Here is a 14866-nt window from a genome sequence, read left to right on the forward strand (position 1 = left end):
TGATGTCTGTCGGCTTCATGGGGCTCACCGCTCCACCAGCGCGATGCGCGCGTTGCGCCGCAAGGCGCACGGGGAAAAGCACAACGCGCGGCAGCCCTTGATGTCTGTCGGCTTCATGGGGCTCACCGCTCCACCAGCGCGATGCGCGCGTTGTACCAGTTCATGAACAGGCTGATCGACAGGCTGATGGTCAGGTACACCAGCATGATGATGGCGATGCCCTCGATCGCCTGGCCAGTCTGGTTCAGCGTCGTGTTCGCGATGCTGACGATGTCCTGGTAGCCGATGGCCACGGCGAGCGAGCTGTTCTTCGTCAGGTTCAGGTATTGCGACGTCATCGGCGGCACGATCACGCGCAGCGCCTGGGGCAGCACGATCCGCTTCAGGATCTCGCCGCGCCGCATGCCGAGCGCCTCCGCCGCTTCCCACTGCCCCTGGTTCACCGCCTGGATGCCGGCGCGGACGATTTCCGCGATGAAGCCGGCGGTGTAGGTCACAAGGCCGAGCAGGAGGGCGAAGTATTCCGGGCTGATGGAGATGCCGCCGCGGAAGTTGAAGCCGCGCAGCGCGGGGATGTCCGGCGTGAAGGGCGCGCCATGCGCCGCCCAGACCACCAGCGGCAGCCCGACCATCAGCGCCAGGCCCGCCGGCCAGATCTTGCGCGGCTGGCCATCCGCATACTGCTTCGCCCGCATGGCGCGCGCATAGGCCCAGGTGCCGACGGCGCCCACGACCATGGCCAGCAGCGCCCAGTTATGCGCGGGCAGCCATTCGATCCAGGGCAGCTTCATGCCGCGGTTGGACAGGAAGACGCCATCCACCGGGTTCAGCGCCTGGCGCGGCCCGGGAAGGCCCTGGAGGATGGTGTACCAGAACAGCAGCTGCAGCAGCAGCGGCAGGTCGCGGATGACCTCAATGTAGAAGCTGGCCAGCTTGGAGACGAGCCAGTTCTTCGACAGCTTGGCGATGCCGATCAGCGTGCCGAGGATGGTGGCGAGGATCACGCCCACCACCGCGACCTTCAGCGTGTTCAGCACGCCGACGGTCAGGGCGCGCAGGTAGCTGTTGGTCGGGTCGTAGTCGATCAGCGATTCGCCGATCGGCAGCCCCGCCTCCCGGCTCAGGAAGCCGAAGCCGGTCGCGATCCGCCGCACCTCCAGGTTGTGCACGGTGTTGGACCAGAGCCACCAGACGATGGCGCCGACGATGCCGACGACGATGACCTGCCAGACGATGGCGCGCAGCCGTTCATCCGACCAGGACAGGCGGATCGGGCGGCGCGGCGGACCGGCGGAGGCCAGGCGCGGATCGGCGGTGGATGAGGACATGAGGCTTCCCTGGTGAAGTGGCCCGGCGGGGTTGGCCCCGCTTCAGGCAGTCAGGCACGGCGTGAAGAAATTCCGAGGGTTCCGGCGGCGGGAAGCCCGCGGGCCGGCACCCTGAAAGTGGGGGGCCGCATCGGTGGCGGGCACCGCCGGGGGCCGGGCAGACAGTTGGGGCGCCGGCATGGTGCCGGCGCCCCCCTGTCACCTCACCGGAACGGCGGCGAGTACTGCAGCCCGCCCGTCGTCCACAGCGCGTTCGGGCCACGCTGCAGGCCGATCGGCACCAGGTTGCGTTCGAACACCTCGCCGTAATTGCCGACCGTGCGGATCACGTTGACCAGCCAGGCATTGTCCACCGTCAGCATCCGGCCGAGGTCGCCCGTGCGGCCCAGCATGCGCTGGACTTCCGGCCGCTGGTCGGACGCGGCGGCCTGCACCACGTTGGCGGCCGTGATGCCCATTTCCTCGGCACCGATCAGGCCGTAATGGATCCAGCGCAGCAGGTCGGCGAAGCGCTGGTCGCCATGGCGGACCAGCGGGCCGAGCGGCTCCTTGCTGATCACGTCGGGCAGGATCACGTGTTCCTGCGGCCGCGCCTGGGCGGAACGGGTGGAGGCAAGGCCGGACACGTCCGTCGTGTAGGCGTCGCAGCGGCCGGAGACATAGGCCTGCACCACGTCGTTCAGCTGTTCGATCACCACCGGGGTGAACTGGATGCGGTTGGCGCGCGCCCAATCCGTCAGGTTCTGTTCGGTGGTCGTGCCGGGCTGAACGCAGATGGTGGCGCCGTTCAGGTCGCGCGCCGTCCGCACGCCGGCGGAGGCCTTCACCATGAAGCCCTGGCCGTCATAGAAATTGATGCCGGTGAAATCGAAGCCCAGCGAGGTGTCGCGCGACAGCGTCCAGGTCGTGTTGCGGGACAGCATGTCCACTTCGCCGGATTGCAGCGCCGTGAAGCGGTTCTGCGCCGTGGTCGGCACGTAGCGGACCCGGTTCGCGTCGTTCCACAGCGCGACGGCGACGGCGCGGCAGTAATCCACGTCGAAGCCGCGCCACACGCCCTGGCTGTCCGGCTGCGCGAAGCCGGCCAGGCCGGTGTTCACGCCGCAGATCAGGCTGCCGCGGGCGCGGATCGCGTCCAGCGTCGTCGCGGCCGCGCTGCCCGCCGGCGCCTGCTGGGCTGCCAGCGGTGCCGCCAGGGATGCCGCCAGGGCCACGCCACCCAGGGCGCGCGTCACAGAAAGGCGAAGCGCCTTCATACCGTCATCTCCCTCATGCCCCGCCCCTTCAGGCCCGGGCTGTTTCAACCGCAGTGGTGCCGCCACGCCGCGCGCCGAACCCCGGGCACCGCCGGCCATCCCCGTTTCAGGGATGCTGCGCCAGCCGCCGCCCCGGATCAACGCGCATCTCGCGGCATGCCCCCCGGCCCACGCCCCTACGCAGGACGCAAGCCCCTGTCAAACGCCGCGTTCAAACGCCGCGTCCGCCTCCCTTGGCGCCCCCCCTTGGCGCCCCGCGGGCGGGATGCGACAGGTCCCTGCCCCCCAGCCCACCCGGCAGAAGGTTGTCCTCCATGCGCATCGTCACCGCGGAACAGCTTCGCGCCGCCCTGCCCTGGGCCGCGCTGGAACAGGCGCTGGAGGCGATGTTCCGCCAGGGCTGCGCCGCGCCGCTGCGCCACCGCCACCCCCTGCCCCAGCCGGGTGACGAAGCGGAGGGCATGCTCCTCCTCATGCCCGCCTGGACGGGCCCGGCATCAGCCGGGGGCTTCACGGGCGTCAAGATCGTCCACGTCCTGCCCGCCAATGGCGCGCGCGGCCTGCCCGCCGTCCAGGCCGTCTACCTGTTGTCGGACGGTGCCACCGGCGTGCCGCTGGCGATGCTGGATGGGGGGGAGCTGACGGACCGCCGCACCGCCGCCGCCAGCACCCTGGCCGGCCGCTACCTGGCGCGGCCCGACAGCCGCCGCCTCCTCGTGATGGGCGCCGGCCGCGTCGCCACCACCCTGGCGGAGGCCTGGTGCGGCCGCTTCCCGATCGAGGATGTGGCGATCTGGGCCCGCAAGCCCGACCAGGCCGAGGCCCTGGCCCGCCGCCTGGCCGCCCACGGCCTGCCCGCCCGCGTGGCGTCCAGCCCCGATCCCGGCGGCTTCGACATCGTCTCCTGCGCCACCCTCTCCGACGCGCCACTGGTGCGCGGCGCCGAAATCTCCCCCGGTACGCATGTGGATCTGGTCGGCGCCTTCCGCCCGACGATGCGGGAGAGCGACGGCGCCCTGCTGGCCCGCGCCACTGTGGTCGCGGATACGCGCGCCGGCGTGCTGGCGGAGGCCGGTGACGTCGTGCAGGCCATCGCGGAGGGCGCGATCACGGAAGCCGCCGTGGTCGCGGACCTCGAAGCCCTGACCCGCGGCGCCCATCCCGGCCGCACCCGCCCCGATGAAGTCACCCTGTTCAAATCCGTCGGCTGGGCCGGGGAGGATCTGGCCGCCGCCATCCTGGCCTACCAGGCCGGCTGACTCAGATCCGCGCCTTCTCCGCCTGGTATTTGCGAAAGAGCTGCTCGGGCAGCAGCAGCTCCTCCTCCAGCCGTTCCAGCGTCTCGTAGTCCATCAGCGTCTTGATGTCGTCGATGGAGAACAGCAGGTCCGGCCGGTCCACGACTTCCCCCGTCTCCAGCGTGTGGCGCAGCAGCGCCAGCGCGTTCTCCATCGCCTTCAGCGCGGCGGCCGGCAGCATCCGCGGCACACTGACGCGCTTCACGCCCAGTTCCTTCAGACGCTTCACCGGGATCAGCGGCGTGGTCGGGCGGCTGCGGATGCCGAAGCCGATATTGATGCTGATGGGAATGTCCACCGCATCGACCAGGCGCTTGATGTCATCCTCTCCCCTGACGGTGTCGGGGAAGATCATGTCGGCGCCGGCGGCGGCGTAGATCCTCGCGCGCTCGATCGCGCCCTCGATCCCCTCCACCGCGATGCCGTCGGTGCGGGCGTTGATGATGAAGTCGCGGTCGCGCCGCCCCTTCACCGCGGCCTCGATCTTCTTCGCCATCTCCCGCGGGTGGATCAGTTCCTTCCCCTTCATGTGGCCGCAGCGCTTGGGGAATTCCTGGTCCTCGATGTTGATGCCGACGACACCAGCATCCTCGAACATCCGCACCACGCCGAAGACCGTGACCGCATTGCCGTATCCCGTATCGGCATCGGCCATCAGCGGGATGTCGACCGATGCCGCCATGGCGCGGCAGGCATCGACATTCTCGTGCAGCGACATCATCCCGGTGTCCTGCACGCCGAGCCTGGCATTCGCGATGCCCGCGCCACTTGTGCTGGCGGTGTGGAACCCCGCGCGCTGCGCCAGCCGCAGGCTGTAGCCGTCATAGACACCCGGGGAGACGACTACGTCCTCCCCCGCCAGCAACTGGCGCATGCGGGTCGTCTTCTTCATCGCGCGATGTCCTGATTGCCGGGCCCGCGGCAGCGTAGCATCCTGCGTCCGCGGCGAAAGTCCCGCGGAGGAAACGATGATGATGCGCAGGCGCAGTGCACTGATTCTGGCAATGATGGCTGCTGCCACGCGCAACGCCGTGGCGCAGCCGATCGACGGCACGGCCACGGTGGTCGTGCCCTATGCCCCGGGAGTGACGGACCAGGAGGTGCGCGCCCTGGCGCCGCTGCTGCGCGGCGCGCTCGGCCATGCCGTCGTGGTGGACAACCGCGCGGGTGCCGGCGGCGCCATCGGCGCGCGTGCCGTGGCGGCGGCCCGGCCCGATGGCCGCACGCTGCTCTATGCCGCCGGCGCCGTCGCCACCGTGCTTCCCCTGCTGCCCAACCCGAATTATGCGTTCGAGGATCTGGTGCCCCTCTGCCGCGTGACGGCGAACACCCATATCCTCGCCGCGCGCCCCGATGCGCCCTATGCCAGCTTCGCGCAGATGCTGGCCCATGCCCGCGCCAATCCGGAACGCGTGGTCTTCGCGAGTTCCGGCGCCGGCACCGCCGTGCATTTGGCGGGGGAGGCGATGGCCCGCACCGCCGGCGTGAAGCTGCTGCACGCGCCCTTCCAGGGCCTGGCACCGGCGATGACGGCGGTGCTCGGCGGCCACGCCGATTTCGTCATCGGCCTGCCCGTCGCCATCCTGCCCGCCGTCGCCGATGGCCGGCTGCGCGCGCTGGTGCAGTTCGGGGAGACACGCAATCCGCTGGCCGCCGATGTGCCGACGCTGCGCGAAAGCGGCGTCGACCTGGTGCAGAGCGTCGATATCGGCCTCTTCGCCCCGCGCGGCCTGCCGGATGCCGTCGCCGCGGCCTGGGTGGAGGCGGTGCGCGTGGCCATCGCCAGCCCCGAATTCCGCGAATTCGCCACGCGCGCCCGCGTCAACCCCGCCTTCCTGCCGCCGGACCTCTTCGCCGCCGCGCTGCGGCGCGACCGGGAGATCTATCGCGCGCTGATCCCAACGCTCAGCCTGAGCTGATCTGAGGCTTCGCCGCGGCCGCGATCTCCGACAGCGTCGCGCACCAGGGCTTCACGGCCAGCACCGCATCCAGCGCCTGTTCCAGGTGCCCGATGCGGTGGGGCTGGCCGACCAGCCAGGGATGCAGGCCGAGCAGCAGGCACCGCCCCGCGCCGCCCGCCGCATCCGCCGTCAACCGCGCCGCCGCCTCGCCGACCAGCGGCGGCCATTCCCAGCCCGGGATCAGCTTCGCCCACATCATCTGCGCATCATCCAGTTCCGCCATCACGGGGATGGAGACGATGCCGGGCGTGGTGTTCAGCAGATAGGGCTGTTCGTCATTCGGCCAATCCGCCAGCCATTCCAGCCCGGCTTCCGCCACCAGCCGAGGCGTGTGAGTCGATTCCGAAAAATCCTGCGCGATCCAGCCGCGCGGCCGCGTGCCGGTGCTGCGTTCCACGCTGGCGATGGCGGCAGCGATGGCCGCGCGTTCCTCCTCCTCGCTCATGTGGCTGGCATGCAGGCGCGTGGCGTGGCTGGGATGCGCCGCCACCTCATGCCCTGCCGCCACGATCGCCTCCACCACCGCGGGGTGGCGTTCCGCCGCCGCGCTGCCGAGTGCCACCGTCGCGCGCAGCCCGCGCGCCGCCAGCGCCTCCAGCACCCGCCAGATGCCGATGCGGTTGCCGTAGTCCCGGTAGGTGAAGCTGCGCCAATCCGGGGAAAGGTTGCCCCAGGGCCCCTGCGCCCCCGCGACGCGCTTCGTCCCCGGCGTGTTCAGCAACTCCCAATGCTCGAGGTAGAGCACCGGCGCGAAGGCAAGCCCTGCATCGCCCGGCCAGCGCAGCGCGCCCCGTCCCGGCAGTGGCGCGTAGGGATAGAGGTCGTGGTCCATCCCCGGCTGGCGCAAACCGGCCATGTCAGCGACCCTCCAGCGCGGCCATGACGCGCGGATGGTGCTGGGCCAGGTACCAATCCGCGATCTCCGCGCCGGTGGCCTGCCACACGCCCTCATGCCCCATGATCCAGGCCAGCGTTTCCTCCAGGTGCCGCGCGCGATGCGGCTGGCCCATGTTGTAGGGATGCACCGCCAGGCACATCACGCGGCCCTGCGTCTCCCCATCGGCGTAGAGCCGCGTGAAGGCGTCGCGCACCATGCGGCAGTAATCCGGTGCCTCCCACCCCGCGCGGTTCGTCACGGCGTCGTTGAGGTCGACGGTGTAGGGCAGGGAGATCATGGTCTGTCCACCACGGGTGCGGATCGGCCAGGGCTGTTCGTCATGCACCACGTCGCAGAAGTAGCGGAACCCCGCTTCCGCCACGAGGTCCGGCGTGTTCAGCGTGTGCGACAGCGCCGGGCTCAGCCACCCCGCCATGCTGCCGCCGCCGGTGACGCGCGCATAGCTCTCGACGCAATCGCGGATATAGGCGCGCTCCTCCTCCTCCGGCACGTCCCACAAATAGCGCGTGTTGTAGATGCCGTGGCACATCACGTCCCAGCCGCGGTCGAGGCATCCCTTCATCACCTCCGGATAATGCTCGAAGGCCGCGACGCCGAGGCTGACGGTGCAGCGGATGCGCAGCCGGTCCATCATGTCCGCCAGTCGCCAGAAGCCCACGCGATTGCCGTAGTCCCGCGTGCCATAGCCCTGGATGTCGGGATGCGGCGTGCGCGGCCAGGGATCGCGCCGCGCGCCAACCGGCGGCAGGAATTCGTAGTGCTCCACATTCGGCACGACCCAGAGCGCGACGCGCTTGCCATCCGGCCATTGCAGCCGCGGCCGCATCGGCAGCGGCAAATTGGGGAAGCGGTCCTCGGGATTCATGCGCGGTCTCTTGGGGGCATGTCGGGAATCATGCGCCGCGTCGCGAGGGCGGGCAACGCACCTTGTCCAATACTGCGATACGCGCCTAGCCTCCGCGCATGACGAACACGCCGCGCCCACCGCTCGATCTCGACACCTACTTCCCCGAGGTCGCGCAGATCAGCGACGCATCGCTGGCGGAGAAGGTGCGCGCGGTGTGGCGCGACCTCTGGGCGCAATCCTCCTTTGACGATCTGGCATCGGTGCCGACATCAGGCGAGATCGCCTATCCCAACGTGCCCCATACCCGCAGCGTCACCGCCCTCGCCCTCGCCATCGCCGATGTGTTGCAGCGCTTCCACGGCACGCAGATCGACCGGGACGTGCTGATCGCCGCCTGCCTGCTGCAGGATGCGTCGAAGCTGGTGGAATACCAGCCGAAGCCCGGCGGCGGGGTGGAGAAGACACCGCTCGGCCGCGCCATGCCCCATGCGTTCGAGGCAGCGCGCCTGGCCGCCCAGCACGGCGTGCCGCTGCCCGTGCTGCACATCATCGCCACCCACAGCCCATCGGCGGCGAAGCTGCCGGAGACGCTGGAAGGCCGCATCGTCTACCTGGCGGATGAGATCGACGTCACCGCCATCCATGGCGACCAGTTCGTCAAGGAACAGATCATCCGCCGCCGCTGAAACCCGGAGAGAGAACCGCATGAAGATCACCCGCCGCGCGGCAATCGCCGCGGCCCTCGCCACACCAGGATTGGCAATGGCGCAAGGCGCCTATCCCAACCGCACCATCCGCCTCGTCGTGCCCTTCCCGCCGGGCGGCTCCACCGATGTCGTCGGGCGCCTCGCGGCGGAACGGCTGCAATCCGTGCTGGGCCAGTCCGTGGTGGTGGAGAACCGCGGCGGCGCCTCCGGCGGCGTCGGCTCCCAGGCCGTGGCGCGGATGGCGGCGGATGGCTATTCCCTCGTCGTCTCCGGCGTCGGATCGCACGGCATCGTCCCCGCCGTCGTCGCCAACCCCGGCTACGACGCACTGCGCGACTTCACCCATGTCGGCATGCTCGGCCTGTTCCATTCCGTGCTGGTCGTGCATCCCAGCTTCACGGCGCGCGACCTGGCAGGCTTCATCGCGGAAGCGAAGCGCCGCCCCGGCCAGGTGAACTACGCCACCTCCGGCAATGGGTCGTCGAACCACCTGATGGGCGAACTCATCAAGCTGGAAGCGGGTGTCGATATCGTCCACGTCCCCTATCGCGGCGCCGGGCCCGCGCTGCAGGCGGTACTGGCGAACGAAGTGCCGGCCATGTGCGACAGCCTGCCCAGCGCCGCACCCCATATCCGCGCCGGCACGCTGCGCGCGCTGGCCATCTCCGCCCGCACGCGCCTGCCGACCATGCCGGACATCCCCACCTTCGTGGAATCCGGCCTGCCGCGCGTGATCGTGGAGAACTGGTTCGGCATCGCCGGGCCCACGGGCATGCCGGCGGAAGCGACGGCACGGCTCAGCCGGGCGATGGCCGATGCGCTGTCTCAGCCGGAACTCGTCGCGCGATTCCGGGAGATCGGGTTCGAGCCGCAGATCATGGACCCGGCGGCGACAACCCGCTTCGTCGAGGAGAATATCGCCTTCTGGGCGGATGCCGTGAAGCGCGCGGGGGTCACCAACCTGTAGCTGGGGAAGGCGCTGCCTTCCCCAGACCCCTACCGCCAGGGCCGAACCGGCCCTGGACCGTCTTCAGCCGCGCGTGACCGCGTCGCGGCGGGCCACCATGCGATAGACGACCAGCACGATGATGGCGCCTACGACGGCGCCGATCAGGCCCGCGCCTTCGCCCGCACGATACCAGCCGATCGCCTGGCCGAGCCAGGTCGCCACCAGCGCACCAACGATGCCCAGCAGGATCGTCACGATAATGCCGCCGGGATCACGCCCCGGCATGACGAACTTGGCGATCGCACCCGCGATCAAGCCGATGATGATGGTCCAGATGAAACCCATGGCGGCGCTCCTGCCTCTGCCGCGACGTAAATCGCGGCAGGGGCCCGGGTTCCCGCCCTGTCGCGCTGTTCAGCGCCGCAAGGCGGGCGCCCGCGGATGGCGCGGCTGGGCATAGAGCGTCGCCTCCTCCGTCCCCTCCGGCCAGCCACCCGCGGGCAGGCCGACATTCCGGACGCTCGGGTGCAGCGCGACGAATTCCTCATCAATGTCGATGCCAAGCCCCGGCGCCTCCGGGATCATCAGATGCCCGTCGCGCAGTTCCGGCGTGGCCGTCACGCAGCGCGCGCGGCCTTCCCAATCCGGGTCCATCTTCTCCAGGATCAGCGCATTGGGGATCGAGGCCAGCACATGCAGCGCCGCATATTCCGCAACGGGGCCGAGCGAGCCCGCATGCGGCGCCACGGTGGCGAAGCGGCTCTCCGCATGCACCGCGATCTTGCGCAGCCCCGTGATGCCGCCGCAGCGCCCGGCATCCGGCTGCACGACATCCACCAGACCCTCATGCAGCAGCGTCGCGATGCCCTGAAAGCCGCCATGCCGCTCGCCGGACGCCAGCGGCACATCGGTGGAGCGGCGCAGCCGCCGGTAGCCCTCCATATCCTCCGGCGCCAGCGGTTCCTCGACGAACAGCGGCGAGAGCGGCGCCAGCGCGTGGCAGATGCCGATGGCGTCCGGCGCCGTCAGCCAGGGCGGGCCATGCGCGTCGATCATGATGTCGATGTCGTCGCCCACGGCCGCGCGGATCGCGGTCGCCTTCTCCACCGGATTCTTCACACCCCCGGTCTTCAGCGCGCGAAATCCCTTGGCGACGGCGGCGCGCGCCTGGTCCGGCGTGCTGGCATGGGCATAGGCGCGGATACGGTCCCGCAGCCTTCCGCCCAGCAGCTGCCAGACCGGCACGCCCAGCGCCTTCCCCTTGATGTCCCACAGCGCCATGTCGATGGCGCCGATCGCGCCCTGCCCGACCACGCCCGACATCCCATGCCCCATCATCGCGACCTGCATGCGCTGGGTCATGAGCTCGATGGCAAAGGCATCCTGCCCGATGACAACGGAGGAAAGGTCCCGCACCGCGGCCTCCACCACCCGCGGCCAGCCGCTGCCCTCCCCGATGCCGGTGATGCCGTCCTCCGTCTCCACCTTCACGAACAGCCAGTTGCGCGTGCCCGTGGTGATGGAATTCCGCACATCCGCCGCCCAGCCGGAGACGCCGAGCGGCCCCGCCTGCATCAGGAAGGTGCGGATGCCCGTGATGCGCGGACCCTTGATGGCGACACTCATTGCACCGTGATCCCCGCTTCTCGGATGAGGGTGGTCCAGCGCGTCAGTTCCTCCCGGTACAGCGCCTCGAAGACGGTGGGGGAGGGGCTTTCAACCGGCTCGATCGCGAGCGCCTTCAGCCTGGCCTGGAACTCCGGCAACCGGACGGCGGCGAGGGTCGCGGCATGGAGCGCGGCGAGGATGGCGGGCGGCGTGCCGGCCTTCACGCAGATGCCCTGCCAGGACCGCATCATCGCCGCCGGCGGCAGACCGGCCTCCCCGAAGGATCGCACCTCCGGCAGGCCCTGCGTGCGGTCCTGCTGCATCACGCCCAGCATGCGGACGCGGCCCTCCGCCACCGCCGGCGCCTGGTAGCTCGCGACCAGGTCGAACATCATCTCCGTATCGCCCGCCATCAGCGCCTGGAAGGCCGGCGCGCCGCCGCGATACTGCACGGCCTCGAACTTCCCGCCGATGGCGCGGAACAGAAGCTCCGCGCCGAGGTGGGAGGATGTGCCGACCCCCGCCGTGCCGATGGTCACGCCCGGGCCGCGCGCGCGGGCGACCGCTTCCTCGATGTTGGTGATGCCGGACCGGGCGCTGGCCATGACGACGACGGGCAGCGCCGTCAGCTGCCCGACCATCACCAGATCCCGCGCGGGATCGTAGCCGAGCTGCGGGATCAGCCCCGGATTGGTGACGAGTTGCAGCCCCGCGAAGCCGATCGTCAGCCCATCCGCCGGCGCCTGCACCAGGGCCTGCGTCGCGATGTTGCCGGAGGCGCCGGGCCGGTTCTCCACCACCACATTCTGCCGCAGCGCGCGCCCCATCTCCGCCGCGGCCAGGCGCGCGACGAGGTCCGCCGTGCCGCCGGGCGCGAAGCCCACCACCAGGCGCAGCGGCCGGTCCGGCCAGGCTTGCGCGCGGGCGATGCCCGGCATGGCCAGCGCCGCGGCCAGCGCAGTGCGGCGGGTGATCGTCGTCATCATTCTCGTCCTTCCTCCAGCCGCGCAATCAGGTCGCGCTTGGCCGCCATGGCATGGGCGAAGGCCGCGGCGGCGGCGGCCTCCGGTTCGCGGGCCGCGATGGCGGCCAGGATGGCGCGGTGCTGCGCGGCGGCTTCCGCCATCCGCGCCTGCCCGAAGCCCAGCCGCAGCCGCACCGTGTTCACGAAGGCACTCCGCGCCTTGTAGAGCGCGGTGGCCTGCGGATTGTCCGCCGCATCCTCCAGCGCATCGTGGAAGGCCTCATTCGCCGCCAGCGCCGCGGCGGCGTCGCCCTTCGCGGCCGCGTCGGCATAGGCGGCTTCATGCACCGCCATGGCGGCGATCTGGGCCGGGCTCGCCCGTTCCGCCGCGCGGCGGGCCAGCAGGGACTGAAGGGCGCCGCGAAGGTCGTAGAGGTCCGCGAACAGCTTCGCGTCCAGCACCGGCACCACGGCGCCGCGATGCTGGCGGATCTCGACCAGCCCCTCACCCTCCAGCGCCAGCAGCGCCTCCCGCACCGGGGACATGGAGACGCCGTGTTCCGCCGCCAACGCGCCCAGCGTCCGGTGCGTGCCGGGCTGCCAGGCGCCGCCCAGGATGTCGGCGCGGAGGCGGTCCCGCAGGCGGGCATAGGCAGGGGTGGAGAGGGCTTCGGCCATGGGTCTATTCTGTATAATCGATTTTCGAAAACAACAAGCAGCAAACATCATCCCGGCGCCATTGACCCCGCCCGGGGCGATGCTTCACTGGCATCATCATGGAAACGAGCCCCGATCCCGCCCTCTCCGGTAAGGCCCGCAAGGCGGGCGTGCTGGGCTGGCCCGTCGCGCATTCCCGGTCGCCCCGCCTGCATGGCTGGTGGCTGGCCAGGCACGGCATCGATGGCGCCTACCTGCCCCTGCCCGTGCGGCCGGAGCGGTTCGCCACGGCGGTGCGCGCCCTGGCCGATCTCGGCTTCGCCGGCGCCAACGTCACCATCCCCCACAAGGAAGCGGCCTATGCGCTGTGTGACGTGGTGGACCAGGTGGCGAAGCGGGCGGGGTCGGTGAACACGCTGGTCTTCGATGCCGATGGCCGCATCCATGGCACCAGCACCGATGGCTTCGGTTTTCTGGAGTCCATCCGCGAACAGGCGCCGGGTTGGGTGGCCAGCGATGGCCCGGCCGTGATCCTGGGTGCCGGCGGCGCGGTGCGGGCCGTCGCGGCCGCGCTGCTCGATGCCGGCTGCCCCCGCCTGATCCTCGTCAACCGCACGCCCGCGCGGGCGGAGGCGCTGGCCCGCGATCTCGGCGGGCCGGTCGAGGTCGCGGCCACGGCGCCGTTGGAGGAAGCGAGCCTCCTGGTGAACGGCACGTCGCTCGGCATGGCCGGCGAGCCGCCGCTGGAGATCGACCTCGCGCCGCTCCCCGCCACCGCTGTCGTGGCCGACATGGTCTATGTGCCGCTGGAGACCCGCTTGCTGGCCGCCGCCCGCGCGCGGGGCCTGCGTGGCGTGGATGGCCTGGGCATGCTGCTGCACCAGGCGCGGCCCGGATTCCGGGAATGGTTCGGCGTGGAGCCGCAGGTGGACCAGGCCTTGCGGGACTACGTGGCGCACGACATCCCGCGCCGATGAAGGTCCCCTGTCCATGAAGGTTCTGGGCCTCACGGGCAGCATCGGCATGGGCAAGTCCACCGCCGCCCGCACCTTCCGCCAGCTGCGCGTGCCCGTCTTCGATGCCGATGCCACCGTCCATCGCCTGCAAGGCCGGGGCGGCGCCGCCGTGCGCCCGATCGAGGCCGCCTTCCCCGGCACGGCGAAGGACGGAAGCGTGGACCGGGAGGCGTTGCGAAACCGCGTCCTCGGCGATCTCGCGGCGCTCAAGGTGCTGGAACGCATCGTCCACCCCCTGGTCCGCCAGGCGGAGCGTGCCTTCCTGGCCGCCTGCCGTCGCCGCGGCGAAGCCCTCGCCGTGCTCGACGTACCGCTGCTGTTCGAGACGAAGGGGGAGGGGCGGGTGGATCTGGTGCTGGTCGTCTCCGCCCCCGCTGCCGTGCAGCGCGCCCGCGTGCTGGCCCGCGGCGGCATGACGGAGGATCGGCTGCGCGCCATCCTCGCCCGCCAGATGCCCGATGCCGAGAAGCGCCGTCGCGCCGATCATGTGGTAAGGACGGGTCTGTCCCGTCACGCCGCCCAGCGCCAGATCAGGGCGATCGTCCGCCGTCTGCGCTGACCCGATTCGAAAAGCCGTCTCCCCCCCCTCGGGGGGGAGAGGGTTGGGAGAGGGGAGGGGCGCTTTTCTGGAGAGTTGAATGCGCCAGATCGTCCTCGACACCGAGACCACCGGCCTCGACCCCGCCACCGGCGACCGGGTGATCGAGGTTGCGGCCATCGAGATCTACAATTTCATGCCGACCGGCCAGGCCTTCCATGTCCTGGTCGATCCCGAGCGCGACATCCCCGAGGAAGCCACGAAGGTCCACGGCTTCACGGCGGAGATGCTGCGCGGCAAGCCTCTGTTCCGCGACATCGCCCAGCCCATGCTGGACTTCATCGGCGACAGCGAGGTGATCGCCCACAACGCCCGCTTCGACTACGGCTTCCTGGATGCCGAACTGGTCCGTGCCGGCCACAAGAAGCTGGACCGCACGCGGATGGTGGACAGCCTGGAGATCGCCAAGCGCCGCTATCCCGGCCTGCCGAACAGCCTGGATGCGCTGTGCCGGCGGCTTGGCGTCGATAATTCCATGCGCACCAGCCACAACGCGCTGTTGGACGTGAAGCTGCTGGCGGAAGTCTATCTGGAGTTGATGGGCGGCAAGCAGCCGGGGTTCGAGCTGGCGGCCGCCACCAGCAAGCCCGCCCTGCCGGGCGTGGTGATCGCCGCCCCCGTCGCCCGCAGCCCCGTCCTGGTCCAGGCGAATGAGGCCGAAGTCGCCGCCCATACGGAGTTCGTCACGAAGCGCCTGGGCAAGGGCGATCCCCTCTGGCTCAAGCCGCCCTTCGCCGAAGCACCGGCCACGGAAGCCCAGGCCAAAAGCTGACCCTCCC

At 70.5% G+C, this 14866-nt stretch carries 16 protein-coding genes; 7 read left to right on the forward strand and 9 right to left on the reverse strand.

What is annotated here, in order from left to right; genetic code table 11:
- Nucleotides 1–122 precede the first annotated feature (122 nt).
- Together ACTIE5_RS27555 and ACTIE5_RS27560 are read right to left on the reverse strand one after the other, a co-directional pair.
- A complete protein-coding gene (locus ACTIE5_RS27555; RefSeq protein WP_439552943.1) occupies nucleotides 123–1328 on the reverse strand; it encodes an amino acid ABC transporter permease in 1206 nt (401 codons plus the stop codon).
- Nucleotides 1329–1531: 203 nt separating this feature from the next.
- The gene (locus ACTIE5_RS27560) at nucleotides 1532–2584 is read right to left on the reverse strand and encodes an amino acid ABC transporter substrate-binding protein (protein ID WP_439552944.1); all 1053 of its coding nucleotides are present in this window, start codon (nucleotides 2582–2584) and stop codon (nucleotides 1532–1534) included.
- Nucleotides 2585–2898: 314 nt separating this feature from the next.
- Between ACTIE5_RS27560 and ACTIE5_RS27565 the strand changes: the two genes are divergently transcribed.
- A complete protein-coding gene (locus ACTIE5_RS27565) occupies nucleotides 2899–3843 on the forward strand; it encodes an ornithine cyclodeaminase family protein (RefSeq protein ID WP_439552945.1) in 945 nt (314 codons plus the stop codon).
- 1 nt (nucleotide 3844) lies between these two features.
- Here ACTIE5_RS27565 and ACTIE5_RS27570 read toward each other — a convergent pair whose 3' ends face one another.
- On the reverse strand, nucleotides 3845–4774 hold the full coding sequence (locus tag ACTIE5_RS27570) for an isocitrate lyase/PEP mutase family protein (protein ID WP_439552946.1): 930 nt from the start codon (nucleotides 4772–4774) through the stop codon (nucleotides 3845–3847).
- Nucleotides 4775–4886: 112 nt separating this feature from the next.
- Between ACTIE5_RS27570 and ACTIE5_RS27575 the strand changes: the two genes are divergently transcribed.
- The gene (locus ACTIE5_RS27575; RefSeq protein WP_439552947.1) at nucleotides 4887–5801 is read left to right on the forward strand and encodes a tripartite tricarboxylate transporter substrate binding protein; all 915 of its coding nucleotides are present in this window, start codon (nucleotides 4887–4889) and stop codon (nucleotides 5799–5801) included.
- On the opposite strand, the gene ACTIE5_RS27580 is transcribed toward ACTIE5_RS27575, so the two are convergent.
- Both ACTIE5_RS27580 and ACTIE5_RS27585 read right to left on the reverse strand, forming a co-directional pair.
- Complete coding sequence (locus ACTIE5_RS27580; RefSeq protein ID WP_439552948.1) at nucleotides 5788–6699, reverse strand: polysaccharide deacetylase family protein; 912 nt, start codon at nucleotides 6697–6699, stop codon at nucleotides 5788–5790. The two genes, ACTIE5_RS27575 and ACTIE5_RS27580, sit on opposite strands and share 14 nt — an antisense overlap.
- A 1-nt stretch (nucleotide 6700) precedes the next feature.
- Nucleotides 6701–7606, reverse strand: coding sequence for a polysaccharide deacetylase family protein (locus ACTIE5_RS27585; RefSeq protein WP_439552949.1), 906 nt, complete (start codon nucleotides 7604–7606; stop codon nucleotides 6701–6703).
- Nucleotides 7607–7704: 98 nt separating this feature from the next.
- On the opposite strand from ACTIE5_RS27585, the gene ACTIE5_RS27590 reads away from it, so the two are divergent.
- Together ACTIE5_RS27590 and ACTIE5_RS27595 are read left to right on the forward strand one after the other, a co-directional pair.
- Nucleotides 7705–8274: an HD domain-containing protein gene (locus ACTIE5_RS27590; RefSeq protein ID WP_439552950.1), complete on the forward strand. Its 570-nt coding sequence runs from the start codon at nucleotides 7705–7707 to the stop codon at nucleotides 8272–8274.
- Nucleotides 8275–8293: 19 nt separating this feature from the next.
- The gene (locus tag ACTIE5_RS27595; RefSeq protein WP_439552951.1) at nucleotides 8294–9262 is read left to right on the forward strand and encodes a Bug family tripartite tricarboxylate transporter substrate binding protein; all 969 of its coding nucleotides are present in this window, start codon (nucleotides 8294–8296) and stop codon (nucleotides 9260–9262) included.
- 63 nt (nucleotides 9263–9325) lie between these two features.
- On the opposite strand, the gene ACTIE5_RS27600 is transcribed toward ACTIE5_RS27595, so the two are convergent.
- The 4 genes from ACTIE5_RS27600 to ACTIE5_RS27615 all read right to left on the reverse strand — a co-directional run bounded on the left by ACTIE5_RS27600 (nucleotide 9326) and on the right by ACTIE5_RS27615 (nucleotide 12494).
- Nucleotides 9326–9589, reverse strand: coding sequence for a GlsB/YeaQ/YmgE family stress response membrane protein (locus tag ACTIE5_RS27600; RefSeq protein WP_439552952.1), 264 nt, complete (start codon nucleotides 9587–9589; stop codon nucleotides 9326–9328).
- A 69-nt stretch (nucleotides 9590–9658) separates the two neighbouring features.
- Entirely contained in the window at nucleotides 9659–10870 is a 1212-nt protein-coding gene (locus tag ACTIE5_RS27605; RefSeq protein WP_439552953.1) for a mandelate racemase/muconate lactonizing enzyme family protein, read from the reverse strand.
- The gene (locus ACTIE5_RS27610) at nucleotides 10867–11838 is read right to left on the reverse strand and encodes a Bug family tripartite tricarboxylate transporter substrate binding protein (protein WP_439552954.1); all 972 of its coding nucleotides are present in this window, start codon (nucleotides 11836–11838) and stop codon (nucleotides 10867–10869) included. Before ACTIE5_RS27610 ends, ACTIE5_RS27605 begins: the two co-directional genes overlap by 4 nt.
- The gene (locus ACTIE5_RS27615) at nucleotides 11835–12494 is read right to left on the reverse strand and encodes a GntR family transcriptional regulator (protein WP_439552955.1); all 660 of its coding nucleotides are present in this window, start codon (nucleotides 12492–12494) and stop codon (nucleotides 11835–11837) included. The genes ACTIE5_RS27610 and ACTIE5_RS27615 overlap by 4 nt, the downstream gene beginning before the upstream one ends.
- Before the next feature lie 98 nt (nucleotides 12495–12592).
- Between ACTIE5_RS27615 and ACTIE5_RS27620 the strand changes: the two genes are divergently transcribed.
- From ACTIE5_RS27620 to dnaQ, 3 genes are all read left to right on the forward strand, one after another.
- Nucleotides 12593–13450: a shikimate dehydrogenase gene (locus ACTIE5_RS27620; RefSeq protein WP_439552956.1), complete on the forward strand. Its 858-nt coding sequence runs from the start codon at nucleotides 12593–12595 to the stop codon at nucleotides 13448–13450.
- A 13-nt stretch (nucleotides 13451–13463) separates the two neighbouring features.
- The gene (gene coaE / locus ACTIE5_RS27625) at nucleotides 13464–14048 is read left to right on the forward strand and encodes a dephospho-CoA kinase (RefSeq protein WP_439552957.1); all 585 of its coding nucleotides are present in this window, start codon (nucleotides 13464–13466) and stop codon (nucleotides 14046–14048) included.
- 79 nt (nucleotides 14049–14127) lie between these two features.
- Complete coding sequence (gene dnaQ, locus ACTIE5_RS27630; protein WP_439552958.1) at nucleotides 14128–14859, forward strand: DNA polymerase III subunit epsilon; 732 nt, start codon at nucleotides 14128–14130, stop codon at nucleotides 14857–14859.
- Nucleotides 14860–14866: the final 7 nt, after the last annotated feature.

Source organism: Falsiroseomonas sp., from assembly GCF_051859025.1.
Taxonomy (GTDB): domain Bacteria; phylum Pseudomonadota; class Alphaproteobacteria; order Acetobacterales; family Acetobacteraceae; genus Falsiroseomonas.